The following is a 24,614-nucleotide window of genomic DNA, read 5'->3' on the forward strand; positions in this document are numbered from 1 at the left end:
TTCATCTGCACTGATCCCAGCTCAGATGTCATCCCCGCGAAAGCGGGGATCCATTTATCGTTTTGTGCCAGCGGTGGGTTGGGTCCCCGCTTTCGCGGGGATGACACCGTGGAACTGGCGAAGTCGCCGAGATTACAGCTTCTGCCCCTTCACCGCGTCCTCATATTGCTTGCGCGCCGCGTTCACCTGCGGCCGCGGGCTCACTTCGGGGACGGCCACGTCCCACCAATGGCCGCCGGCTTCGGTGGAGATCAGCGGGTCGGTGTCGATGACGATCACCGAGGTGCGGTCGTCGGCCTCGGCGGCCTTGAGGTGGGATTCGAGCTCGGCGATGGAGGCGGCCTTGCGGGCCACGGCGCCCATCGATTCGGCGTGCTTGACGAAGTCGATCTCGGGCATCACCTCGTGCCAGGCGTCCTTGAGCAGATTGTTGAAATTGGCGCCGCCGGTGGCCATCTGCAGCCGGTTGATGCAGCCGAAGCCGCGATTGTCGAGCAGCACCACGGTGAGCTTTCTGCCCAGCATCACCGAGGTTGCGAGCTCGGAATTCATCATCATGTAGCTGCCGTCGCCGACCATGACGATGACGTCGTCGTCGGGCCTGGCGAGCTTGACGCCGAGGCCGCCGGCGATCTCGTAGCCCATGGTGGAATAGCCGTATTCGAGGTGGTAGCTGCCCGGCGCGCCGGCCGGCCAGAGCTTGTGCAATTCGCCGGGGAGGCCGCCGGCGGCGCACACCACCGTGGCGCCCGAGCCGCGGGCGCGGTGCACGGCACCGATCACCTGCGCGTCGGAGGGCAGGGCGTTGGTCGGGTCGGTCACGGCTTTCGCTTCGGCCAGCCATTTCGCGCGGGCGGCCGCCGCAATATCGGTCCAGGCTCGGGGCGAACGCCAGCCGCCGAGGCCGGCGCTCAACTGCTCGAGGCCCACTCTGGCGTCGGCGACCAGCGGCAAAGCGCGGTGCTTGCCGGCGTCGAAGGGCTGCACGTTGAGGCCGACGATCTGCACCCCCTCGGCCTTGAACAGGGCCCACGAGCCGGTGGTGAAATCCTGCAGCCGCGAGCCGACGGCCAGCACCAGATCGGCCTGTTCCGCGAGGACGTTGCTGGCCGAGGAGCCGGTGACGCCGACCGAGCCCATGTTGAGCGCATCGGTGTGCGGCAGGCTGGACTTGCCGGCATTGGTTTCCATCACCGGGACGCCGTGGGTGTCGGCGAAGCGCTTCAGCGTCGCGGCGGCGCCGGAATAGAGCACGCCGCCGCCGGCGATGATCACCGGCTTTTCGGCCGCCTCGAGGGCGGCGATGGCGGCGGCGAGCTCGGCGGCGTCGGGGCCGGGGCGGCGCTGCGTCCAGACGCGCTCCTCGAACATGGCGGCGGGATAGTCGAAGGCCTCGGCCTGCACGTCCTGGCAGAGCGCCAACACCACCGGGCCGCACTCGGCGGGGTCGGTCAGCACCTGCATGGCGCGGGCGAGGGCGCCGATCAATTGCTCGGGCCGGGTGATGCGGTCGAAATAGCGGCTGACGGGGCGGAACACGTCGTTGGCGCTCACCGTGCCATCGGCAAAGTCCTCGACCTGCTGCAGCACCGGGTCGGGGGCGCGGTTGGCGAAGACGTCGCCGGGCAAGAGCAGGACCGGCAGGCGGTTGACGTGCGCCAGCGCGCAGGCGGTCACCATGTTGGTGGCGCCCGGCCCGATGGAGGTGGTCACCGCCATCATGCGCCGGCGGAAACTGGCCTTGGCATAGGCGATGGCGGCGTGCGCCATGCCCTGCTCGTTGTGGGCGCGGTAGGTCGGCAGGGTGTCGCGCACCTGGTACAGCGCCTCGCCGAAGCCGGCGACGTTGCCATGCCCGAAGATGGCGAAGACGCCGCCGAAGATCGGCACGGTCTTGCCGTCGACCACCGTCATCTGCCGGGTCAGGAATTTCGCCAGGGCCTGCGCCATGGTGAGGCGAATGGTGTCGGTCATGGTGTCGTCCTTCATCCCCAAGGTGTCATCCCCGCCGTCGCGGAGATGACACTCGGTCGGTCAATCATATCAGGCCGCGGCGGTGGTGCCGAGGCGTTGCCAGATTTCGGTCAGCGCTTCGAAGCGGCGGGCCATGTCGGCGACGGCTTCGGCGTCGCTGATGCCGCCGGCGAGCCAGGCGCGGGCGGCGTCGCCGAAGATGGTGCGGCCGACGGCGAAGCCCTTCACGGTGCGGGCGCTCCGCGCGGCGGCGAAGCCCTGCTCCAGCACGTCCTGCGGCGAATCGAGGCCGAGCAGCACGACGCCGCGACAATAGGGGTCGCGCGTCTCGATGATGCGGTCGATCTCCTGCCAGGCGCGGCGGCTGGCCTGCGGCTCGAGCTTCCACCAATCGGGCTTGAGGCCGGCATCGTAGAGCTCGCCGAGCACGCGCGACACGGTGGTGTCGCCGAGCGCGCCGTTCTTGCCGGCGATGATCTCGATCAGCAGCTCGCGGCCGATCTTGCGGGCGGCGTCATAGGCCTGGCGCAGCTTGTCGGTCTGCGCGCGCTTGAGCTCGGCCGGATCGTCCGGGTGGTAGAAGCACAGCACCTTGATGCAGTGGTCGACGGGCCAGTCGACGAGGCGGCTGCCGAGGTCCTGGGTGAACTCGAAGCGCAGCGGCCGGCTCGCCGGCTGCTCGATCGGCTTGGCGATCCAGAAATTGCGCTGCCGGGCGGCGTCGAACAGCGCGTCGCGGCCGTAGCGGTCGTCGAGCAGCATGCCGTAGCCGGGCCGGCCCCTGGCCACCCGCGCCGCGGCCTCGACCGCGAGCTGCTTGAACCTGCCGAGCCTTTCCGGCGTGGCGCCGGGCAGCTCCTCGAGCTGGGCGCGGTGGTCGATGGCGAGCGCCATCAGCGCCGGCCAGTCGGTGCGCCGCGTGGTGGCCCAGTGCAGGTGGTTGAGCGCCTCGTCCTTGCGCAGGGCCTTTTCGGTGCTGCCGTGCTCGAGGAAGAAGCTCAGCTCCTGCCAGGTGGGATATTCGGGGGCGCAGAGCAGGCGCGACACCGCGAAGGCGCCGCAGGCATTGGCCCAGGTGGCGGAGGTGGCATGCGGCTCGCCCTTCAGCCAGCCGCGCAGGAAGCCGGACATGAAGGCGTCGCCGGCGCCGAGCACGTTGTAGACCTCGATGGGGAAGCCCTTGCCGACGATGCCCTGTTCGAGGTCGCCGGGGATCGGACCGTCATAGACGATGCAGCCCATGGCGCCGCGCTTCAGCACGATGGTGGCGGCGGTGAGCCTGCGGATGGTCCTGAGCGCGCTCGGCAGGTCCGAGGTGCCGGCGGCGATGGCGATCTCCTCCTCGGTGCCGACCACGAGGTCGGTGTCGGGCAGCACCGACTGGTATTCGCGAGTGACGCGGTCGGAGGCGACGTAGCGCTCGAAGCCGGCGGCGTGGCCGGCGAGGCCCCAGAGATTGGGGCGGTAGTCGATGTCGAACACCACCTTGCCGCCATGCGCCCGGGCGAGGCGGATGGCCTTCTTCTGCGCGGCGGCGGCGTTGGCGGTGGAAAAATGCGTGCCGGTGACGACGATGGCGCGGGCCGAGGCGACGAAGCTCTCGTCGATGTCGGCTTCCTCGAGCGCCATGTCGGCGCAGTCGGTGCGGTAAAAGATCATCGGCGAGACGCCTTCGGCCTCGACCGCCAGCAGCACCAGGGCGGTCAGCCGGTGCTCGTCGGTGACGATGCCGCGGGTCTCGACGCCGTCGCGGGCGAGCTGCTCCTTGATGAAGCCGCCCATCTGCTCGGCGCCGACGCGGGTCAGCAGCGCCGATCTGAGGCCGAGCCGCGCCGTGCCGACGGCGATGTTGGCCGGGCAGCCGCCGACCGATTTGGCGAAGCTGCCGATATCCTCGAGCCGGGTACCGATCTGCTGGCCGTAGAGGTCGACGGACGCGCGGCCGATGGTGATGACATCGAGCGGCCGCCCGCTCACGTCCTCGCGCATCCCTGTCACCTTACGCCTCCTGCCATCCGCGCCGATCCCTGGCGCGGGCCTTGCCGGTGCTTAGCACCATCCGCCCAAACGAAATAGAGGTTCTGATGTGTAGTCAATATGGAATTTTCATTCCAAATAGCTCATAAGCAGGCAGCCGGCGTCGCGCCGCGTCCCGAAAGATTCCATGTGCTTCCTGCAATCAGCGGCCGGATTTCTGCCTGCGGGCTTCGGCGACGCCCACCGTCAGCGCCATGGCGAAGGCCATGCTGGCCGACAGCGAGCGGAAGCCGGCATGGTCGGCCTCGACCACCTCGAACCAGATGCGCGAGCATTCGGCCAGCGGCGAAAACGCCGAATCGGTCAGCGACACGACGGGGACGCCGCGGTCGGCCATGGCGCGGGCCTGCGCCGCGCTTTCCGAGGCATAGGGCGAAAAGCTGACGGCGAAGGCCGCGTCCCTGGGACCGGCGAGCGCCAGCACGTCGTCGTCGATGCCGGCGGCGGTGCCCACGGCGATGCATTTCACCCGGAGCTTGCCGAAGGCGTAGGCCATGTAGGAGCTGATCGGGTAGCTGCGCCGCTTGGCGATGAGGAAGATGGTCTGCGCCCCCGCCAACAGCTCCACGGCGCGCTCGAAGGCGGCCGGGTCGACCGCCTGGCTCAGGGCGTTGAGCGAGCGGTGTCCGGCATTGATGAAGCCGTTGAGGATGGCGACGCTTTCGGGCACCGCGGTGCTGTCCTGCTCGAGCAGGCGCAGGCGCTCCTCATAGGTCGAATTGCGCTCCATGAGGCGGGCGCGGAAGATCTGCTGCAGGCTGGAAAAGCCTTCAAAGCCAAATTGCTGCGCGAAGCGGACGAGGGTCGAGGGCTGCACGCTGGCGGCGCCGGCGATGCTGGCGGCGGTGCGGAAGGCGATCTCGTCGGGGTTGTCCAGCGCATAGGCCGCGACCTGCGTCAGCCGCTTGGGCAAGCTGGCCTTGCGCTCGAGAATCGCGGCGCGCAACTCATCGAAGTCCTTGGGCGCGACATCGGGCGTTTCGGGCACGGACATGCCGTCCTTTCCGCCCTGTTTCCCATGCAACGTCAAGTGGAAAGGGCGTTCTGTTTCGCAATGAATCGGCACGGGAGAGAGTTATGAACAGCATCGGCGTCGGCCTCATCGGCACGGGCTATATGGGCAAGTGTCACGCGCTGGCGTGGACCGGCGTGCACGCCGTATTCGGCGACGGGCCGGCCGTGCGGCTGGAGCATCTGGTGGAGGTGACGCCGGAGCTCGCGGCACAGCGCGCCGGCGCGTTCGGCTTTGCGCGATCGGGCACCGACTGGCGGGCCCTGGTGGCGGATCCGGCAGTCGACGTGGTGTCGATCACCACGCCCAACCAGTTCCATGCCGAGATGGCGACCGCGGCGCTCGAAGCGGGCAAGCATGTGTGGTGCGAAAAGCCGATGGCGACGCGCCTCGGCGACGCGCAGCGCATGGCCGAGGCGGCGAAGGCGTCGGGCCGCGTCACGGTGCTGGGCTACAACTACATCCAGAACCCGATGGTGCGGCAGATCGAGGCGCTGCTGCGCGACGGCACGATCGGCCGGGTGAACCATGTGCGCGTCGAGATGGACGAAGATTTCATGGCCGATCCGAGCGCGGCGTTCGGCTTCAAGAGCGACAAGGCCTCGGGGCACGGGGCGCTCGACGATTTCGGCGTGCATCCGCTGTCGCTGCTGCAGGTGCTGTTCGGCGATGTGCAGCGCGTCGTCTGCCACCAGGCCAAGCCCTATGCGACGCGGCCGCTCAAGGACGGCACGCCGCGCGCCGCCGAGACGCATGACATCGCCGACGCGCTGTTCGAGCTTCAGGGCGGCATCTCCGGCGTGCTGGCGCTCAACCGCAGCGCCTGGGGCCGCAAGGGACGCATCGCGCTGCAGATCTACGGCGACAAGGGGGCGCTGGTGTTCGACCAGGAGCGCTTCAACGAGCTGCAGCTCTATACCGCGGACGGGCCGGCCGAGACGCGCGGCTTCCGCACCATCCTCGCGGCGCCGGCGCATCCGCCCTATGACCGCTTCATCCCGGCGCCCGGCCACGGGCTCGGCTTCAACGATCTCAAGATCATCGAATGCCACGAGCTGCTCAACCGCATCACCGGCAAGCCGGCGCGGGTGATCGATTTCGAGGCGGGGCTGCGGATCGAGCGCACGGTGGCGGCGATGGCGCGCTCGAGCGAGACGGGGAGCTGGGTGGAGGTGGGGACGGGTGGCTGAGGGAAAGGCCCCCTCACCCGCTTGCTAGGCTCGCTCACGCTCGCCAAGCGCGCGACCTCTCCCCCGAGGGGAGAGGTGAGCCCGACTGTGAGCGCGGGAGTCAGTCGATGAACACCTTCACCTTGTCGGAGCGGCCCTTGGCGTCGACGACGGAGAGGGTGACGTAGCCGGGGCCGTCGGGGAGCCAGGTTTCCTGGCGGGCGAAGGCGGACTGGCCGATCGGGGCGCCGTTGGCGAGGAAGGTGAAAGGTGGAACGCCGTTCCTGATCTTGATGATCAGCGGCGCGGTGTCGCCGGCGGCAACGCCGAGGTCGACGTCGACGCCGTCGGCGGGGAAGGCGATCTCCGGCGCGGCTTCTTTGGCGACCAGATTGTCGTTGGGGTGGCGGAAGCGTTTGAGCGGGGCGGGGAGCTGCGAATTGTCGGCGAACAGCACGCCGGGCGGGGCGGCGCGGAACGGCGCCATCGGCGTGGCCATGCGGTCGAAGGCCTCGAACAGGATCGGGGCGGCGGCGGTAATGCCGGCGATGCCGGGGACCGGCGCTCCGTCGGGGCGGCCGACCCAGACGCCGATCACGGTCTTGCCGTCATAGCCCACCGCCCAGGCGTCGCGGTAGCCGTAGGAGGTGCCGGTCTTGTAGGCGATGCGTCCGGGCGAGCCGTTGAGCGGCGGCGGCACGTCGCGCAGAATGTCGGTGACGTACCAGGCGGCGACCGGATCGAGCACCGGCGCGGCGATCGAGGCATCGGCGGGCGGCGTCACCACGCCGTCCTTGAGGTGCACCGGCGAGCCGCCGCGGCCGATGGCGGCGTAGATCGAGACGAGGTCGCGCAGCGTCACGCCGACGCCGCCGAGCCCGATGGCGAGGCCGGCGGCGGTCTCGTCGGGCAGCAGCGGATTGGCGTTGGCGCGCTTGAGGCGCGACACCAGCCGGGCAACGCCGACGGCGTCGAGCACGATCACCGCCGGCACGTTGAGCGACTGCGCCAGCGCGTCGTGGATGGTGACGGTGCCGTGGCTCAGGCTGTCGAAATTCACCGGCACGTAGCCGTGAAAGGCGGTGGGCCGGTCCTCGATCAGCGATTGCGGATGGGCGAGGCCGAGCTCGAAGCCGAGGCCGTAGATCAACGGCTTCAGCGTCGAGCCGGGCGAGCGCACCGCCTCGGTCATGTCGACGAAGCCGGAATTGGCGGTGCCGAGATAGCCGGCGGAGCCGACCGAGGCGAGGATGTCGCCGGTGGCCTGGTCGGCGACGAGGATCGCCACCGACACCTTCGGATTGATCATCGCGGCGCGGGCGCCGGCCAGCCGCTCGAGCGCGCCCTGCAGGCGCTTGTCGACGGTGAGCCTGATCTGGCGCGCATTGGGGTGCGCGGCGACGCCCTCGTCGGCGAGGTGCGCGGCGAGCATGGGGAAGTCGCGGCGGGCGGTGGGGATCGGCTCGCGCTTGGCGGCGGCGGCTTCCTCGGCGCTGAGCACGCCCTGGCTCACCATGCGGTCGAGCACCAGGTCGCGGCCGGCGAGCGCGGCCCTGGGGTCGCGGTCGGGACGGCGCGCCTCGGGCGATTGCGGCAGGGCCACCAGCAGCGCCGCCTCGGCGGTGGTCAGCCGCGCCGGCTCCTTGCCGAAATAGGCGAGCGAGGCGGCGCGGATGCCCTCGATGTTGCCGCCATAGGGCGCGAGGTTGAGATAGAGCGCCAGGATCTGGTCCTTGCTCAGCTTCCGCTCGAGCGCTTCGGCGTGAACGATCTGGCGGAGCTTGGCCGACCAGTCATGCGTGGGGCTCTGCTCGATCAGGCGGGCGAGCTGCATGGTGAGGGTCGAGCCGCCGGAGACGATGTGGCCGCCGGCGAGGACGAACTGGCCGGCGGCGCGCAGCATCGAGGTCCATTCGATGCCGTGATGCACCGCGAAATTGCGATCCTCGTAGGCGATCAGCATGGCGATGAAATGCCGATCCACATCCTTGAGCTGGACGGGCAGGCGCCAGATGCCGTTGGCGGTGGTGAAGGGGCGCAGCAGCTCGCCCTGCCGGTCGACCACTTCGGTCGAGACCGCCATGGTGGCGATGTCGGGCGTGGGCGGCAGCGCCGGCGCGATGTCGCGCATGACGACATGCGCGGTCAGCAGGCCGGCGATGGCGAGGGCGCCGAGGGCGTAGGCGGCGCGGCCGGCCCACAGCACCCAGTCGGGGTTTTTGCGGGTGGTGGTGGTCATGGGGCGGCGCCGGTGCTTGTGGCCCCCACCCCCGGCCCCTCCCCGCAGGGGGGAGGGGAGCAGAGGCGGCCGTGATCGCTCACTGGGACGATCCCGGGGTCTTGACGGTCAGGGTACCGCTGGCGGTGTTGGCGCGGAACTCCGGCCGGTACATGTCCTCGATGGTGGCGCCTGGCAGCACGAATTTGCCGGGCGAGACGGCGCGGACCATGTAGGCGGTCGAGAAATCGTCGGCGTCCTCGACGTAGCGGAAGGCGGCGACGTACTGGTCGGTGCGCGATTCCACATGCGTCGGGGTGTCGACGGTGAGCCAGCTCAGATCTGCCACGCCCTGCGACGCGCTCAGATCCGGGTTCTCGATCTCGAAGCCGGCGGGCAGCGGATCGGCCACCAGATACTGGCCGGAGCCGAGCTGCTTCGCTGTCATCGACAGCACCACGACGAAGCGGTCGTTCTGGTGCACGTCGGCCATGTCGGCCTCGGTGCCGTCGGGCAGGTAGTAGCTGCGCTCGATGGTGAAGCCGTTGCTCGCGGCCTTGGGCGGCGCCGACGGGATGCCGGTCACCGAGAGCTTCAGCTCGGTGGCGGTGTTGCCGTTGTTGACGATGGTCACGGCGGCTTTGTCGAAATGCTCCTGCTGGTAGCGCTGGTACACGGTTCCGGTCAGGGGCGTGCCGTCGATGCTGATGCTGCCCGAGCTCGCCTGCTGCTGCAGGCCGGCGGCGGCCAGCAGGGTCTGGGCATCCTCCTGCGTCGAGGTCCACTTCTTGCCGTCGCGGAGCGCGGCAAGCTGCTGGGCCAGGGCCGAGAGGTCGATGCCCGCGGGCGTGAACTCGGCGGCGAGCGCCAGCACGCCGGCGGTGTCGCGGAGCTGGCTGCCATAATCGGAGCGCCAGTGCTTGGGGTTGTCCGGGGTCTTGAGCCCGACGCGCGCCGCCTCGAAGGCTTCGGCGGCACGGCTGCGGTCGCCATAGAGGGCGAGCGCGGCGCCGAGCTGGGCCTGCGCCAGAGGCGAGCCGAAATTGTCGAGCTTGGCCTCGAGGTAGTAGCGCAGATCGCCGATCGCGGCGCGGCTGCCGCGCGCGAGATCGTAGAGCGCGTAGGCGAGGTCTTCGCCGCCGTGGTCGAAGTCGGAGGCCGACGACACCTGGTTGCCGAGGTTGTCGAGGGCGTTCGACAGCGCCTGCTCCGGCACCGCGAAGCCCTTGGCCCTGGCGCGCAGCAGGAAGTCGGTGACGTAGCTGTCGAGCCAGAGGTCGGTCTGGTCGAACGGCCCCCACAGGCCGAAGCCGCCGGTCGAGGTCTGGTGCGTCAGCAGATCGGCGATGGCGTCGACGACGCGCTGGTGCAGGGCGGCATCGGTGCCGAGGCCGAGCGAGGCCGCGACGTCGTTGAGATAGAGCAGCGGCAGAGCGCGGCTCGTCACCTGCTCGGCGCAGCCATAGGGGTAGCGGTCGAGATGGTCGAGCAGATTGGGCACGTCGAGGCGGGCGATCGGGCCGACCGCGAAGCTGAGCTCGGCGGTATGGGCGATCATGTTGGCGAACCGCTCCTTGTCGAGGACGATCGTCTGCCCCGGCTCGATCGGAATCAGGCTGCTCACCGTCTGCGGCGGGGCCGCGGCACGGACGCCGAGCGTCAAATCCTTGATCTGCTGCACGCCGTCGGGCTGGGTGACGATGACCTTGAGGGTCTGGTCGCCGAGGCCGGTGCCGGTGAGCCCGAGATTCAGGGCGTTGCGGCCGCCGGCTGCGAGGTCGAAATTCGTAACCTTGGCGTCGGTCGCAAGACCTTCGCCGGGAACGAGCTCGACCTTGTAGGTGCCGGCCGGACCCGAGACGTTGGTGACCTCGACCAGGAGGCGCGAGGTGTCGTCCATGCGCAGGAAGCGCGGTGGGCTCAGCGTCACCACCACCGGATCGTGCACCACCACGTCGGCCGAGGCGTGGCCCACGGCGGCGTCGGTCCAGGCCATGGCCATCACCCGCACCGTGCCCGAGAAGTCGGGCATGTCGAAGGTGACGGTGGCGGTGCCGTCGGCGCCGACCTCGACCACGCCGGAATGCAGCGCGACGAGCACTGAGGTGGCCGGCGGGGTGCCGAGGCGGGAGGCCGCCTCGTCGCCGCCGGAGCGGACGGCGCCGAGGATGCCCTGGGTCGGGTCGATCAACTGGCCGTAGAGGTCGCGGAACTCGACGCCGAGCTGGCGCTGGCCGAAATACCAGCCGTCCGGATCGGGCACCGCGAAATGGGTGAGGTTGAGGATGCCGAGATCGACGGCGGCCACGGCCACATAGGCCTTGGTGCCGGCGGGCACGTTGCCGAGCTTGAGCGTGGTGGTGAAGCTGGTACGCGGCGTCGCCTCCTTCGGCGCGGTCATCGTAACGTCGAGCTTCAGATCACCCGGATCGACGTCGGCGAAGGCGAGGCCGAGGGCGCGCGCCGGCATGCGCTTTTCGGCCGCCGAGGCGGGACGATAGAGCGTCGCCGTGACATAGGCGCCCGGACCCCAATCGGCGGTCACCGGCAGGTCGACCGTGGTGCCGCCGGCCGGTACGTCCACCGCCTGCATGGCGATGATGCGGTTGTCGACCACCATCACCAGCGCGGTGCCGGCGAATTGCGGGTCGAGCCTGAGATGGGCGGTGTCGCCGAGCTTGTAGGCGGGCTTGTCGAGCGCGACCTTCAGCGTGTCGGGGGTGTCCGAGCCGGCCTCGGAATAATAGTAGCCGGCGTAGAACGAATAGCTGGACGAGGTCGAGCCGTCAGCGGCGGTGACTTCGAGCAGATACTGGCCCCATTGCACCGGCGCGGCGACGGTCACCGGGCCGGTGGCATTGGTGTCGACGGTGCCGTTGGCGACCCGGTTGGTGGTCGTCACGTTCTCCCATTTCCACACGCCGTTGTCGCGGTACCATTGATAGGTGCTGTCGATCTTGCTCAGCGTCCAGTTCAGGCCGCTCATGGCGGTGAGCTTGTTGTCCGGATCGACCGCGATGACGTCGAAGCCGGCGTTCGTGCCCTGCTGGATGCCGCTGGCGTCGGCGAATTGCGGCTTGAGGCCGATGCGGTTGCCGCCGGCCATCACCGGGCGCGAGATGGTGCGCTCGACGGTGCGGCCATTGGTGTCGACCAGCCGCAGGATCACGTCGGCCTCGAGCGGCCGCGTGGTCGATTGCGGATCGGGCAGGGTCACCTCGGCGGTGGCGTTGCCGGAGTCGTCGGTGGTGCCGACGACGCCGAGCGGCTCGCGGTCGGTCTGGATGGTGTCGTCGGTGCGCCCGAAGGTGTAGCCGGCAAAGCCCTTGATGGTGGTCACCGGGCGGATCACGGCGTCGGCCTCGATGGCGAGGTTGGGGGCGGTGGCGCCGTAGAGATATTTGGCGGCGACGTCGATGGCGTTGGGCTCGCCGGTCTTGAACGGCGCGTTGGGGGCGCTGATGTCGAAGGCCAGGCGCTCGGGCTCGAAATCCTCGACGAGGAAGGTCACGGTGTCGAGGGCGCGGGCCTTGGGATCGGCATAGAGCCGGAGCGTCCAGGCGCCGCGCATGGCGTTGCCGTCGAGGGCCAGGGCCTTGAAATAGCTGCCGGCGCCCCGGTCGGTCAGCACCTCGTGGCTGGCGACCACGCCGTCCGGGCGCTCGACATCGAGGGTCAGCGGCAGATTGGTGACGGCCTTGACGTGCGGGTCGCGCAGCAGGGCGGTGAGGAACACCGTTTCACCCGGCCGGTAGACGCCGCGCTCGGTGGTGGCGAAGAGGTCGAGCGGGCCGGGCGAGGGACGGCCCTCGACGCCGCGATCGGTGAGGTCGAAGGCAGGCTTGGACACGTCGAGGAAGGCGTAGTCGCCGGCCGCCGTCTCGGTGACCAGCAATTGCGGCGCACGGCCGCCGTCGCCGCGGGCGAGGCCCGGCGCGAACACGGCTTCGCCATTGGCGTCGGTGGTCGATTCGCCGAGGATCTCGTTGTTGACCGCGACGAGGCGGACCTTGGCATCGGCGACGGGCTGCGCGCTGGTCAGCGAGCGCACGAAGGCGTGGACGCCGTCATCGCCCGACACCGTGGTGAGGCCGAGATCGGTGACGATGAACCACTGCGTGGCGAGGTCGTTCCAATAGTCCTGGGACTTGTCGCCGGTGACCTTGGCGGTGACCACATAGGCGCCCGGCTCGATGTTCGGCAGCGCGTCCTTCACCGGGATGGCGGTGGTCACCATGGCGTTGTTGGCGCCGGCGGCGAGGTCGACCGTGCCGGTCCAGACCTTTTCGCCATACTGGTTGGCGACGTCCTCGGCGGAATAGCCGGTGAGCGTGCCCTTGAAGATACCGTTGCGGACGGCAGTGGCGATGGAGCGGTCGCCGATGCGGTAGATCACCACGTCGGCCGATTTGGCGTTGACCGAGGTGATCGGCAGGCCGCCGCCGAGGCCGGCGGGCAGCACGTAGGCGTTGTTGGCGAAGCCGACGAAGGGCGAGCGGTCGGCGACATAGATGTCGAGCTCGACGTCCTTGCCGAGCTTCTCGTTGTCGGCCGAGGGCAGGCCGGCGCGCACCTTCACGTGGTAGCGCTTGCCGTGCTCGACGCCGGTCAGGCAGATCTGCGACTCGCCGGTCTCGACGGCGATGTTGCTGGCGCCGTCGACGACGACGTAACCCGACAGGTCGGTCTTGCCGCGCGGCAGCGGGGTGGAGAAATTGATGCAGATGCGCGGGTCGGCCGCCTCGGCGTCGACATCGTTGCCGGTGATGCGGAAGCCGTGCTGCGCCACGGCGTCGTCGAGCCGCTTCTGCAGCGCCGCGTCGTCGACGAGGGCGAGGCTGCTGCGGTAGGTCTGGATGGCCTCGCGCCACATCTCGCGGCGCTCGAGCGCGTGGGCGAGCGCCCCCATGGCGGCGGCGCGGCCGGCCTTGTCGGCGTCGGGCGTCTGGATGAAGGCCATCAGCGCGGCGTAGCTCGCGGTCGAGCCCAGATCGTAGGTGTCGGAGGAATTCTGCGCGTCGTAGGCGGCGTCGGCCTGCGCCAAAGTGGCGTTGGCGAGCTTCAGCCAGACGGCGGGGTCGTTCTTGTTGAGCGCCAGCGCCTGCCGGTAGGAGACGGCGGCGCCCGCCGGGTTCTGCTGTTCGGTGCCGACGTCGCCGGCCTTTACCAGATCGGCATAGGCCAGATCCTTGGGCGGCGGATTGGTGGCCGGCAATTGCGAGGCGAAATATCTGGCGGAGGACAGGAGGTCCTGCGCCGGGAAGGGCAGCTCGCCCAGCCGCGCCGCTTCGATGTCGGCGGGCGCCGGCGTCATGGCGATGGTGCCGGAGGTGGCGCCCTTGAAGTCGGCCGGGGTGGCCGGCACGTCGCCCTTCAGGAAGCACCATTTGGTCTTGCTGTTGAAGGTGAAGGCGCGGCAGAGGTCATCGCCGACGCAGGCCGCCTGGCACTTGTCGAGGGTCGTGCCCTTGCTGATCGAGTAGTCGAAGCCCGGCAGGTCCTTGTCCTTGAGCAGGGTGACGCTGCGGTCGGCCGCCAGCGGCGAGCCCACGGCGAACGCAAGGACGACGACAACTTCCAGCCACACGGCCAGCCGAGCAAGACGCTGCATTTCAGTTTTCCCTCACTACCCCAGGCGCGTTGCACCGCATTATTGCGGCAATTGTTGGCAGAGCGCGCGATTTATAGAGTCATCACAATGGTTTCGCCGTGATGACAGAGCGAAGCTGAACGCAAGCTAAATGTGTCCGGACAATTGCACGCCTCTTCCGGCGGGGGGCGTCCCCGGCTTGGCAAGCGGCGCGCCGCCGCTATAAGGGCGCGAGCCTCCGGAGGATCCGTCATGCATGCCACGCCGCTCGCGATCGCCGACGTCGTCCTGCTCGAGCCCAGGGTGTTCGAGGATGCGCGCGGGCATTTCTACGAGAGCTTCAATGCGCGCAGCTTCGCCGAGGCGATCGGGCGGCCGGTGGAGTTTGCGCAGGACAACCAGTCGCTGTCGCGGCGGGGCGTGGTGCGCGGGCTGCACTACCAGCTCGATCCGGCGCCGCAGGGCAAGCTGATCCGGGTGGTGACGGGCGAGATCTTCGACGTCGCGGTCGATGTGCGCCGCTCGTCGCCGACCTACGGGCAGTGGGTGGGCGAAGTGCTCAGCGCCACGAACAAGCGGCAGCTCTGGATCCCGGCGGGCTTCGCGCATGGCTTCATGGCGCTCGCCGACGGCACCGAGGTGCTCTACAAGGCCACCGATTTCTACAACAAGGCGGCGGAGCGGGCGATCGTGTGGAACGATCCGCAGATCGGCATCGCCTGGCCGGCGACGGTCGCGCCGGTGCTGTCGGACAAGGACGCGGTGGCGCCGCGCTTCGCCGACGCCGAGACCTTCGCATAGAGCAGGCCCGGCCACCAAACCCCCGTGGCGCCGCCACGGCTCGGCCTTTCTCCCGCCCGCATCGCCATGCTAGCGTTTTGCCAGGGGCCGGGCTCGGTCCGATCATTTGGGGATGACGTCATGCGAAGTGTGAAGTGGGCCGGGTGGGGAGCCGTGGCCGCGGCCGCATTGGTCGTGGCCATGAGCGCGAGCGGCGCGCTGGCGCAGCAATCCGTGCACAGGACCGGCGGCCTGCCGACGCCCGAGGCGGAAAAGCAGTCGATCCCGCAGGCGCCGGTGTTCCGCGATTTCCTGCCGCAGGCGGTGGATCTGTCGCGCTACATGCCGGCGGTGGGCGACCAGGCCAACCAGGGCTCGTGCGTGGGCTGGGCCACGGCCTATGCGGCGCGCGCTTATTACGCGCAGCAGGTCGAGCATCGCGACATCAGCCTGCCCGAGAACATCCCGAGCCCGGCCTGGCTGTTCGACATCATCCACCTCGGCGACGATTGCGACGGCGGCGCCTACATTCCCGACGCGATGCGGGTGCTGATGCGGGGCGCCTATTCGCTCAAGGATTTCCCCTACGACGACACCAAGTGCCCGCGGCCGATCATCGTGCAGCGGAGCAAGGCGACCGACTTCCGGATCGACAGCTTCGAGCAGGTGTGGGACCAGCAGGAGCCCGATCTCGACAAGGTCAAGGGGGCGCTGGCGCGCGGCAATCCGGTGGTGATCCTCGCCTCGCTCGACAAGGCGTTCTGGGACATCTCGCCGGCGCATCCGGTGTGGCAGTCGGACAAGAGCAAGAAGGACGAGGGCGGGCACGCCATCACCCTGGTGGGCTATGACGACGCCACGCAGACCTTCAAGTTCATCAACCAATGGTCGACGCAATGGGGCGTCGATGGCTATGGCAGGATGAGCTACGACACCTTCGCGGCGCGCGTCTACCAGGGCTACATCATGCACCTGCCGGGCGATCCGCAGGTCAGCCTGATCGATGCCGATTTCGTGGCCGACGTGCAGAACAAGGCGACGCCGCCGGTCAACACGCCGCCGCCGTCGGTGTTCCGGCCGCCGCTCAACGTGCGGCCGACCAGCGCCGACCGCGATCTCGAGGCGGCGCTGCCGCCGCCGGATCTCGGCCAGCTCGCCTGCGGCCGCGTCGACATCAGCACCGATGCGAACGGCAACCGCGTGGCGGTGGGCTTCGTCGGCACCCAGGCGGAGCTCGACAAGGTCGACGAGGCGCTCAAGGGCCGTGTCGACGACAACCAGGTGGCGCTGGCGCCATGGCCGGCCTGCGAGGTGCGGCTGACGCTGGCGAGCCAGCTCGCCGACAGCGATACGCCCGCGGCGGTGATCGATCCGGCGGCGCCCAAGGTCGGCGACAGCGTGCAGATCGGGATCGAATCGCCGGGCTTCGCCAGCTACATGTACGCGCTGTATTTCTCGGCCGACGGCAGCGTGATGAGCCTGACGCAGCCGAGCTCGGCGGCGCTCAGGCCCAAGGCGGCGCACACCCAGCTCAAGTTCGGCGACGCACAGCCGGACACCGTATCGCTCGAGGTGGAAAAGCCGGTGGGCGACGAGATGCTGCTGGTGATGGCATCGGAAAAGCCGCTGTTCGACACGGCGCTGCCCGACAGGCAGACCGACCGGGCGTTCCTCAGCGCCCTGCGCGAGGCGACGCTGGGCGGCGGCGCCGGCCGGGTCACGGCGAGCATCCTGCCGGTGACGACCACCGAATAAGCGGGGCGGCCAGAGCGACGCAAACGGGCCGGCGCGATGCCGGCCCATTTTCTATGCGTCTCATGATTTCGCTGCATTTTTGCCCAAGCGTGTGGTTGCGCGGCGGACCGAACGACCCCATGTTGGCCCTGGGTCGCCCCACATAACTGGAACCAGGTTCACTCCCCCCGCCGAGGAGAAGGCATGCCGCACGATACACCCCTGATCTCGACGATCGTGGCGGGCCTGGTGCTGGCGTTCGTCTTCGGTGCGGCGGCCAACCGGCTGAAGATGCCGCCGCTGGTCGGCTACCTGATCGCCGGCGTGCTGGTCGGGCCGTTCACCCCGGGGTTCGTCGCCAATGCCGAGCTCGCCACCGAGCTCAGCGAAATCGGCGTGATCCTGCTGATGTTCGGCGTGGGCCTGCATTTCTCGCTCAAGGACCTGCTGTCGGTGCAGGCGGTGGCGGTGCCGGGCGCGCTGCTCAGGATCGCCGGCGGCACGGTGATGGGGCTCGGCCTCGCGCTGCTGATGGGCTGGTCGTGGGGCGGCGGCCTGGTCTTCGGCCTGGCGCTGTCGGTGGCCTCGACCGTGGTGCTGCTCAAGGCGCTGCAGGACCGGCATCTGGTGGATTCCGACCGCGGCCGGATCGCGGTCGGCTGGGTGATCGTCGAAGACATCGCCATGGTGCTGGCGCTGGTGCTGATCCCCGCCTTTTCCGGAATCATGGGCGGCACGGCGCAGGAATTGCACGATCCGTTCGTCGACGTGGTCGAGCGCATCTTCGGGGTCGAGCTCAACATCTGGGGTATCCTTGGCGTCACCGTCGTGAAGCTCGGCGCCTTCGTCGGCTTCATGCTGGTGGTGGGCCGCCGCGTCATTCCGTGGATCCTGCACCTCACCGCCCACACCGGCTCGCGCGAGCTGTTCCGGCTGGCGGTGCTGGCCATCGCGCTCGGCGTCGCGGCGGGGGCGGCGTATCTGTTCGGGGTGAGCCTGGCGCTCGGGGCGTTCTTTGCCGGCATGATCCTCAGCGAAAGCGAGCTCTCCAACCGCGCGGCGCAGGAGAGCCTGCCGTTCCGCGACGCCTTCGCGGTGCTGTTCTTCGTCGCCGTCGGCATGCTGTTCGACCCGATGATCCTGGTCACGCATCCGTTCGAGGTGCTGGGCACGCTGTTCATCATCATCGTGGGCAAGTCGGTGCTCGGCTTCTTCCTGGTGATCGCGCTCAGGCGCCCGGTGGGGGCGGCGCTCACCATCTCGGCCTCCCTGGCGCAGATCGGCGAATTCAGCTTCATCCTCGCGGCGCTCGGCGTCGGGCTCGGGCTGATGCCGCGCGATGCGCAGAGCTATATCCTCGCCGGGTCGATCATCTCGATCCTGGTTAATCCGCTGCTGATGTTCGTGGCCGAGCATCTGCGGCCACGGCTCGAGGCGCGCATCGCGGTCAATGCGCCGATCGTGGTGCCGACGCGGGTCGAGCCCGAGCTCAGCGGCGCCGCGGCGCCGCCGCCCGAGCCGGTCGAGGCCAGCGACGAGCGGCTGCCGACGACACTCAACGGCCATGCGGTGCTGATCGGCTATGGCCGGGTCGGCACGGTGGTTGCCGACGGCCTCAAGCGGCAGGGCACGCCGTTCCTGCTGATCGAGGACGCGGAAAAGCGCGTGGCCGCGGCGCACCAGGCGGGCATCGAGGTGGTGGTCGGCAACGCCGCGAGCGGCAAGGCGCTGGCGCTGGCCAATGTCGCGGGCGCCCGCACGCTGCTCGTCGCCATCCCCAACGCCTTCGAGGCGGGGCAGGCGGTGGAGCAGGCGCGCAAGGTCAACGACAAGCTGCACATCGTGGCGCGGGCGCATTCGGACGAAGAGGACAGCTATCTGCGCGATCTGGGGGCCAACGAGGTCATCATGGGCGAGCGCGAAATCGGGCTCGGCATGCTGGGCTGGACCGAGGCCGAGATGGTGCAGGATGCCCAATCCGGAGCGCGGACGCAGGCGGGGATGGATGCGATCGCCGCAGCGCTCAAGGTCGAGCCGATCCTCGCGCCGGTGCAGCCGGTGGTGACGCCGGCGACGGACGTGCCGCCGGCGCCGGTGCTGCCCGACCCCGAGGCGGTGCCGGCGGAAGAGCTCGAAGCCGCGATCGAGGCGGCGCATCCGGCGCATGTGATCGAAGGCGCGGCGGAGCCGGCGGCCGTGGTTCCGGCGCTGGGCGAAATGCCGGTCGAGGCAGAGGACGAAGCGGCTGCGGAGCCGCCGGAGGGCGGGCCGCAGGTCGCGCCTGCCGCCTATGTGGTCGCGCCGGTGGTGACGCCGCAACTGCCGCTGGTGGCCGAGGTGCCGACGGCCGAGGACGTGCCGGTCGTCGTGCCCGAGCCGGAAGCGCCACAGCCGCCGCCGCGGCCGAAGCCCTCCGGGCCGGCGACGTCGCCGGGGGCAGCGTTCAACCCCGAGGTCGCGCCGGTCGACGAGTGATCTCGCATTTGCCGGCGGAGCCGCTATATCTCGGCTGAACCGATCGGCATTCGATGATTTCGCAAAAGGCAAAATACGCGCTGCGGGCGCTGCTGGCGCTGTGCAAGGCGCCGCCCGAGGCGTCGCTGATGATCGCGGAAATCTCGAAGTCGCAGGCGATCCCCAAGAAATTCCTCGAGCAGATCCTGCTGGAGCTGAAGCGCGCCGGCATCGTGATGAGCCGGCGCGGGCGGCTGGGCGGCTATGTGCTGTTGCGGCCGGCCGACAAGATCACCTTCGGCGAGGTGCTGCGGCTGATCGACGGGCCGATCGCGCCGCTGCCCTGCCTCAGCAAAATCGCCTATCGCCGCTGCGCCGACTGCCAGGACGAGGCGAGCTGCGAAATCCGGCACGTGTTCGCCGGGGTGGTCAAGGCGCAGCGCGAGGTGCTCGACCACACCAGCTTCGCCGATGCCGTGCGCGCCGGCCGGGTGCCGGACCTCTCCTAGGGTATTCGTGCGGCGATGCCGTAGCGCACTCTGCGCAAGGCGATGCCGCTGCTGGTGGCGGTGATCGCGGTGCCGCTGAGCCTGGTGTTCGGCGTCGTGACGCTGATCGATCTGCCGTTCTCGATCTCGCCGGTGGTGTTTGGCATGGTCTATGCTGGCGCTGGTGACGCTGCTCATCAAGACCATCCTCGAGTTCCGCTATGGCGACGAGCTCGCGGGCACACGCGGACATTAGGGGAGCGCGAGCAGCAAGAGTGGGTTTCCGGTCTTGCGGTTCGCGAGCGCGACAAACGTAGGAACATGCATTGGATATTCGCGTCGACCACGTGCTCAAGGAATTCTCGCGCTATCCGGCGCTCGACGACGTGTCGCTCGACATCGGCTCGGGCGAGCTGATCGCGCTGCTCGGGCCGTCGGGATCGGGCAAGACCACGCTGCTCAGGCTGATCGCGGGACTCGAGCGGCCGACCGCCGGGCGCATCCTGTTCGGCGACGAGGATGCGTCGCTGAAGAGCGTGCAGGAGCGCAATGTCGGCTTCGTGTTCCAGGCCTATGCGCTGTTCCGCAACATGAGCGTGGTCGAGAACATCTCGTTCGGCCTCAAGGTCAGGCCGCGGGCGACGCGGCCGCCGAATGCGGAGATCCGCAAGCGGGCGATGGAGCTGCTGGAGCTGGTGCAGCTTTCGGGGCTGCACGACCGCTTTCCGCAGCAGCTTTCGGGCGGGCAGCGGCAGCGCGTGGCGCTGGCGCGGGCGCTGGCCATCGAGCCGCGCGTGCTGCTGCTCGACGAGCCGTTCGGGGCGCTCGACGCGCAGGTGCGCAAGGAGCTGCGCAAATGGCTGCGCCAGATCCACGACAAGACCGGCCACACCACAGTGTTCGTGACGCACGACCAGGAGGAGGCGCTGGAGCTGGCCGACCGGCTGGTGGTGATGAGCCGCGGCAAGATCGAGCAGGTGGGCTCGCCCGATGCGGTTTATGACGGGCCGCTCAACCCGTTCGTGTTCGGCTTCATCGGGGAATCGAGCGGGCTGCCGGTCGAGATCGACAATGGCGAGGTGTGGGTCGGCGGCCGCGCCGTGGGGCTGAGCGCGGGGGACACGCCCGGCGGGCACGCGCAGCTTTTCTTCCGCCCGCACGATGTGGAGCTGGTGCCCGAGGGCGCGGCGCTGGCGGGGGTCGTCGCGGCGTCGCGCCGGGTCGGCGGCACGCGCCGGGTGGAGCTCGAGATCGGCGGCAATGCGCAGCGGGTCGAGATCGATTTGCCGTTCGACCATCCGGCCGGCGAAAAGACCCGCATCGCCTTCCGGCCGAAACGCTGGCGGATCTATCCGGCTACGGGCTGACGGCGGCCGCCGTCCGGCCGCGCGTCGTGACCAGATAGATGCCGACGCTCACCAGCAGCAGGGCGACGAGGTTCTTCCATTCGAGCACGCTCTCGCCCAGCACCAGCGCGGCGAGTAGGGCGCCGAAGATCGGGATCTCGAAGTTGAACACCGCCACGCGGCCGACGGCGTTGTGCCGGAGCAGCAGGCTCCAGAGCGCGAAGGCGACGGCCGACACCGCGGCGAGATAGAGCATCAGCGCAGCGGCGGCGGCGCCGAAGGCGGCGAAATGGCCGCCGCCGGCGAGGCCCATGGCAGTCAGCACCGCGCCGCCGATGAGCAATTGCCAGCCGGTCATCACCGTGGCGTCCATCTGCTGGCTGAGGCGCCGGCCGTAGATGGCGGCGGCCGAGCCGGCAAAGGTCGAGACCAGCAGCAGGCCCTCGCCCAACAGTGAAAAGTGGATATCGAGGCTGCCGGCCGCGAAGTTCACCGCCACCACGCCGGCAAAGCCGATGAGGCAGCCGAGCGCCTTGCGGCCATTGAGCCGGTCGTCGGGGTAGATCAGGTGCGCCAGCAGCACCGAAAAGAACACCAGCGTCGAGGAGAGGATCGAGGTCTTGACCGCGGTGGTGTGCGCCAGACCGACGTAATAGCAGATGTATTGCAGCACCGTCTGGCCGAGCCCGAGCAGCGCCACCTGCCCGAGCCGCCGCGGCGCCAGGGCGATCGGGCGGCGGGTCAGCAGCCCATAGGCCAGCAACAGCAGCCCGGCGAGAGCGAAGCGGAGGCCGGCGAACAGCAGCAGCGAGGCGGTGTCGCCCGATGCGATGCCGATCAGCCCGTAGCCGAGCTTGACCGCCGGCACGGCGCTGCCCCACAGCAGGCAGCAGAGGGTGGCGAAGCCGACCAGTGCGCGCCGATCGGCAAAGATCGACGAGGGGGCCAATTCAGCCGAACACCACCGTGCGCTTGCCGTTGAGCATGACGCGGCTCTCGAGATGCAGCTTCACCGCCCGGGCGAGGACGCGGCTTTCGATGTCGCGGCCGGCGGCGATCAGGTCGTCGGGGCTCATGGCGTGGGTGACGCGGGCGGTTTCCTGCTCGATGATCGGGCCCTCGTCGAGGGCCGGGGTCACGTAGTGGGCGGTGGCGCCGATGATCTTGACACCGCGCTCATGCGCCTGGTGGTACGGCCGCGCGCCCTTGAAGCTGGGCAGGAAGGAATGGTGGATGTTGATGATCTGCCCGTAGAGGCGGGTGGCGAAGCTGTCGCCCAGCACCTGCATGTAGCGGGCCAGCACCACCAGCTCGGCGCCGGTCTCCTTCACCAGGCGCAGCACCTCCTGCTCCTGCGCCAGCTTGTTGGACTTGTCCTTGGCCACCGGCAGATAGTGGTAGGGGATACCCTCGTAGTCCGCCGTGGCGCGCGAATCCTCGTGGTTGGAGACGATCGCCGCCACCTCGGCGTCGAGCCAGCCGACGCGGATCTGGTAGAGCAGATGCAGCAGCGCGTGGTCGAATTTCGAGACCATCACCACGATGCGCTTGCTGCGCCGCTCGTCGAGCAGGGTGGTGCGCATGCCGAAGCGCTCGACCGCCGGGCGCAGGGCCCGCTCGATGCCGTCGCGCTCGACGCCGTCGGGGGCGGTGAAGGCGAGGCGCATGAAGAAGGTGCCGGTCTCGCGGTCCCAGAACTGGTTGCTCTCGGAGATGTTGGCGTTGAGCGCGGCAAGCTCGGTGGTCACCGCGGCGACGATGCCGGGGCGGTCGGCGCAGCTGAGGGTGAGGACGAAATCGGCAGGCATAGGCGGGTCGTTCCGGTTGGACGCGGGGCTTGTATCGGCGGCGTCCGGCCGGCGGTCAAGAGCCGCCGCGCGGCAGGATTAAGATGCTCCTACGGGGCGCTCAGGGCTGGCCGGGCGGCTCGGCCGGCGGCGTGGAGGCGGGAGGAAGGTCCCTGGGGAAGCGTAGAAAGAAGTTCCACACGCAATAGACGGTGCCGACGGCAGTCACGCCCATCCACAGCGGATCGTGGCTGAACACCGCCTCGAGCACGAACCACGCCACGACGACGGCGGTGACCAGCAGGCGGATCCAGAGCGGGCGGAAGAATTTGACGTCGCTTTCCTTCATGCGCGGAGCATAGCGCATCCGGGCGCGCAAGGAAGGGGCTTGAGCACGCCCGGCGCGGGCGCTAAGCCGCAGGCGCAGCGAGGACAATCCATGCCAGACAGTTTCGAGCACGCCCGGTTCGCGGGCAAGGTCGCCGTCGTCACCGGTGCGGCGCAGGGGATCGGCGAGGCCGTGGCGCGGCTGCTGGCGGCGCGCGGCGCCGCGGGCCTGCTGCTGACCGACCGCAATGCCGACAAGGGCCGGGCGGTGGCCGGCGCGCTCGCGGCGGCCGGCACGCCGGCCGAGTTCGTCGCCGCCGAGCTCGACGACATGGCGCAGGTGCAGGCGATCGTACCGGCGGCGGAGGCGCGGTTTGGCCGGGTCGACGTGCTGGTCAACTGCGCCGGCCTCACCGACCGCGGCACGGTGCGCGACACCACGCCCGAGCTCTGGGACCGGATGTTCGCCGTCAATGTGCGGGCGCCGTTCTTCCTGATGCAGGCGGCGCTGGCGGTGATGGAGCGGCAGGGCATCGAGGGGGCGATGGTCAACATCATCTCGATCAACGCGCATGGCGGCACCAGCTTTCTCACCCCCTACAGCGCCAGCAAGGGGGCGCTCTCGACGCTGACCAGGAATTTCGCGCATTCGGTCAGCAACCGGCGCATCAAGGTCAACGGCCTCAACATCGGCTGGGTCGACACGCCCGGCGAGCACACGACGCTCAAGCGCTTCCACAACATGCCCGACGACTGGCTGCAGACGGCGGAAAAAAGCCGGCCCTGGGGCCGGCTGATGAAGCCCGACGAGGTGGCGCGGGCGGTGGCGTATCTGGCGAGCGACGAGTCCGGGCTGATGACCGGCTCGATCATCGATTTCGACCAGGTGGTGCAGGGCCCGAACGAGCAGATCGGCCCAGCTATGCGGAAGTAGACGGTCTGGCCACCGCCAGCATTTTGGCGCGGACGTTGGCTATTGATTTTATAAGCCACTTTGCTTACAGTAAGCGATATTGCTGATAAAGGAGCGGATGAGATGGCTGACGAGAAAATGGGCGACGAGGTGACGTTCGGCACGTACTATGTTCGACAGGGTGCGGCCGATGAGTTCGAGCAGGTGCTGCCAAAAAGCTGGGCGACCTTGCATCGTCTGGGCTTCATTGCCGAAGACGCCCCCTTGTTGTTCCGTTCGGTGGCTACGCCCCTACGCTACATCGAGCTCACCAAATGGGTCCCGGGCGTCATGGGACCTGCGCACGAGCATCCCGATCTGATCCCGATCTGGTCGCGGCTGGCCAGCCTCGTCGAGCCGCATATTCCTGCCGGGGTCGATCGCGGGTTGGTGTTCGACGAATTCGTACCCGTTCTGCTCCATGCCGACGCCTGACCGCATCCCCGGCCTTGCCGATCTGGACCGCCTCGATGCGGTGTTCGCGGCGCTGTCGCACCGGACACGGCGTGCCATCCTCGTGACTCTGCTGGCGAATGGCGGCTCGCAGACATCGGGGAAGATTGCGGGCCGCATGGATCACAGTTGGCAGACGACGAGCCGTCATCTGCGTCAGCTTGAAGAAGCGGGGCTCATCAGGGTCGGGCTGCAGGGCCGGGAGCGGATCTACACCCTCGACAGCGCCTTCATGCTGAAGGTGCTCGACGAGTGGAGCCACCGGTTCCGGCCATGAGGCATCGGCTGGAACC

16 protein-coding genes and 2 pseudogenes are annotated in these 24,614 nt (G+C 69.0%); 10 read left to right on the forward strand and 8 right to left on the reverse strand.

Annotation, left to right across the window (positions count from 1 at the left end; genetic code table 11):
- Positions 1-132 precede the first annotated feature (132 nt).
- The 3 genes from iolD to BGO82_RS02220 all read right to left on the reverse strand — a co-directional run bounded on the left by iolD (position 133) and on the right by BGO82_RS02220 (position 5,005).
- Entirely contained in the window at positions 133-1,974 is a 1,842-nt protein-coding gene (gene iolD / locus BGO82_RS02210; RefSeq protein ID WP_291303907.1) for a 3D-(3,5/4)-trihydroxycyclohexane-1,2-dione acylhydrolase (decyclizing), read from the reverse strand.
- A 69-nt stretch (positions 1,975-2,043) separates the two neighbouring features.
- Positions 2,044-3,963 carry a 5-dehydro-2-deoxygluconokinase gene (iolC, locus tag BGO82_RS02215; protein WP_291303908.1) on the reverse strand — a complete coding sequence of 640 codons (1,920 nt, stop codon included), beginning with the start codon at positions 3,961-3,963 and terminating at the stop codon, positions 2,044-2,046.
- A 190-nt stretch (positions 3,964-4,153) separates the two neighbouring features.
- A complete protein-coding gene (locus BGO82_RS02220) occupies positions 4,154-5,005 on the reverse strand; it encodes a MurR/RpiR family transcriptional regulator (protein WP_291303909.1) in 852 nt (283 codons plus the stop codon).
- Between the two features lie 83 nt (positions 5,006-5,088).
- On the opposite strand from BGO82_RS02220, the gene BGO82_RS02225 reads away from it, so the two are divergent.
- A complete protein-coding gene (locus tag BGO82_RS02225; RefSeq protein ID WP_291303910.1) occupies positions 5,089-6,213 on the forward strand; it encodes a Gfo/Idh/MocA family oxidoreductase in 1,125 nt (374 codons plus the stop codon).
- 100 nt (positions 6,214-6,313) lie between these two features.
- Here the strand turns inward: BGO82_RS02225 and pbpC are convergent, their stop codons facing one another.
- Both pbpC and BGO82_RS02235 read right to left on the reverse strand, forming a co-directional pair.
- On the reverse strand, positions 6,314-8,431 hold the full coding sequence (gene pbpC / locus BGO82_RS02230) for a penicillin-binding protein 1C (protein WP_291303911.1): 2,118 nt from the start codon (positions 8,429-8,431) through the stop codon (positions 6,314-6,316).
- 79 nt (positions 8,432-8,510) lie between these two features.
- The gene (locus tag BGO82_RS02235; RefSeq protein ID WP_291303912.1) at positions 8,511-14,021 is read right to left on the reverse strand and encodes an alpha-2-macroglobulin family protein; all 5,511 of its coding nucleotides are present in this window, start codon (positions 14,019-14,021) and stop codon (positions 8,511-8,513) included.
- 231 nt (positions 14,022-14,252) lie between these two features.
- Between BGO82_RS02235 and rfbC the strand changes: the two genes are divergently transcribed.
- The 6 genes and pseudogenes from rfbC (at position 14,253) to BGO82_RS02265 (ending at position 20,823) form a co-directional block, all read left to right on the forward strand.
- The gene (gene rfbC / locus BGO82_RS02240; protein ID WP_291303913.1) at positions 14,253-14,801 is read left to right on the forward strand and encodes a dTDP-4-dehydrorhamnose 3,5-epimerase; all 549 of its coding nucleotides are present in this window, start codon (positions 14,253-14,255) and stop codon (positions 14,799-14,801) included.
- 180 nt (positions 14,802-14,981) lie between these two features.
- Complete coding sequence (locus BGO82_RS02245; RefSeq protein ID WP_291303914.1) at positions 14,982-16,535, forward strand: C1 family peptidase; 1,554 nt, start codon at positions 14,982-14,984, stop codon at positions 16,533-16,535.
- A 183-nt stretch (positions 16,536-16,718) separates the two neighbouring features.
- Positions 16,719-18,782 (forward strand): annotated as a pseudogene (gene ybaL / locus BGO82_RS02250) (YbaL family putative K(+) efflux transporter); the annotation flags it as partial.
- Positions 18,783-19,042: 260 nt separating this feature from the next.
- Positions 19,043-19,477, forward strand: coding sequence for an Rrf2 family transcriptional regulator (locus tag BGO82_RS02255; RefSeq protein WP_291303915.1), 435 nt, complete (start codon positions 19,043-19,045; stop codon positions 19,475-19,477).
- Positions 19,478-19,519: 42 nt separating this feature from the next.
- A pseudogene (gene cysW / locus BGO82_RS02260) lies at positions 19,520-19,630 on the forward strand (sulfate/thiosulfate ABC transporter permease CysW); the annotation flags it as partial.
- 152 nt (positions 19,631-19,782) lie between these two features.
- On the forward strand, positions 19,783-20,823 hold the full coding sequence (locus BGO82_RS02265; protein ID WP_291303916.1) for a sulfate/molybdate ABC transporter ATP-binding protein: 1,041 nt from the start codon (positions 19,783-19,785) through the stop codon (positions 20,821-20,823).
- Here the strand turns inward: BGO82_RS02265 and BGO82_RS02270 are convergent.
- The 3 genes from BGO82_RS02270 to BGO82_RS02280 form a co-directional block, all read right to left on the reverse strand.
- A complete protein-coding gene (locus BGO82_RS02270) occupies positions 20,813-21,751 on the reverse strand; it encodes a DMT family transporter (RefSeq protein ID WP_291303917.1) in 939 nt (312 codons plus the stop codon). The two genes, BGO82_RS02265 and BGO82_RS02270, sit on opposite strands and share 11 nt — an antisense overlap.
- Before the next feature lies 1 nt (position 21,752).
- The gene (purU, locus tag BGO82_RS02275) at positions 21,753-22,610 is read right to left on the reverse strand and encodes a formyltetrahydrofolate deformylase (RefSeq protein ID WP_291303918.1); all 858 of its coding nucleotides are present in this window, start codon (positions 22,608-22,610) and stop codon (positions 21,753-21,755) included.
- A gap of 100 nt (positions 22,611-22,710) precedes the next feature.
- Entirely contained in the window at positions 22,711-22,938 is a 228-nt protein-coding gene (locus tag BGO82_RS02280; RefSeq protein WP_291303919.1) for a DUF3329 domain-containing protein, read from the reverse strand.
- A 90-nt stretch (positions 22,939-23,028) separates the two neighbouring features.
- Between BGO82_RS02280 and BGO82_RS02285 the strand changes: the two genes are divergently transcribed.
- The 3 genes from BGO82_RS02285 (at position 23,029) to BGO82_RS02295 (ending at position 24,598) form a co-directional block, all read left to right on the forward strand.
- Entirely contained in the window at positions 23,029-23,850 is an 822-nt protein-coding gene (locus BGO82_RS02285) for an SDR family oxidoreductase (RefSeq protein WP_291303920.1), read from the forward strand.
- A 102-nt stretch (positions 23,851-23,952) separates the two neighbouring features.
- Positions 23,953-24,303, forward strand: a complete 351-nt coding sequence (locus tag BGO82_RS02290; RefSeq protein WP_291303921.1) for a hypothetical protein — start codon at positions 23,953-23,955, stop codon at positions 24,301-24,303.
- Positions 24,290-24,598, forward strand: a complete 309-nt coding sequence (locus tag BGO82_RS02295; protein ID WP_291303922.1) for a helix-turn-helix transcriptional regulator — start codon at positions 24,290-24,292, stop codon at positions 24,596-24,598. The genes BGO82_RS02290 and BGO82_RS02295 overlap by 14 nt, the downstream gene beginning before the upstream one ends.
- The last annotated feature ends 16 nt before the right edge of the window (positions 24,599-24,614 follow it).

The organism is Devosia sp. 67-54 (assembly GCF_001899075.1).
Lineage (GTDB): Bacteria > Pseudomonadota > Alphaproteobacteria > Rhizobiales > Devosiaceae > Devosia_A.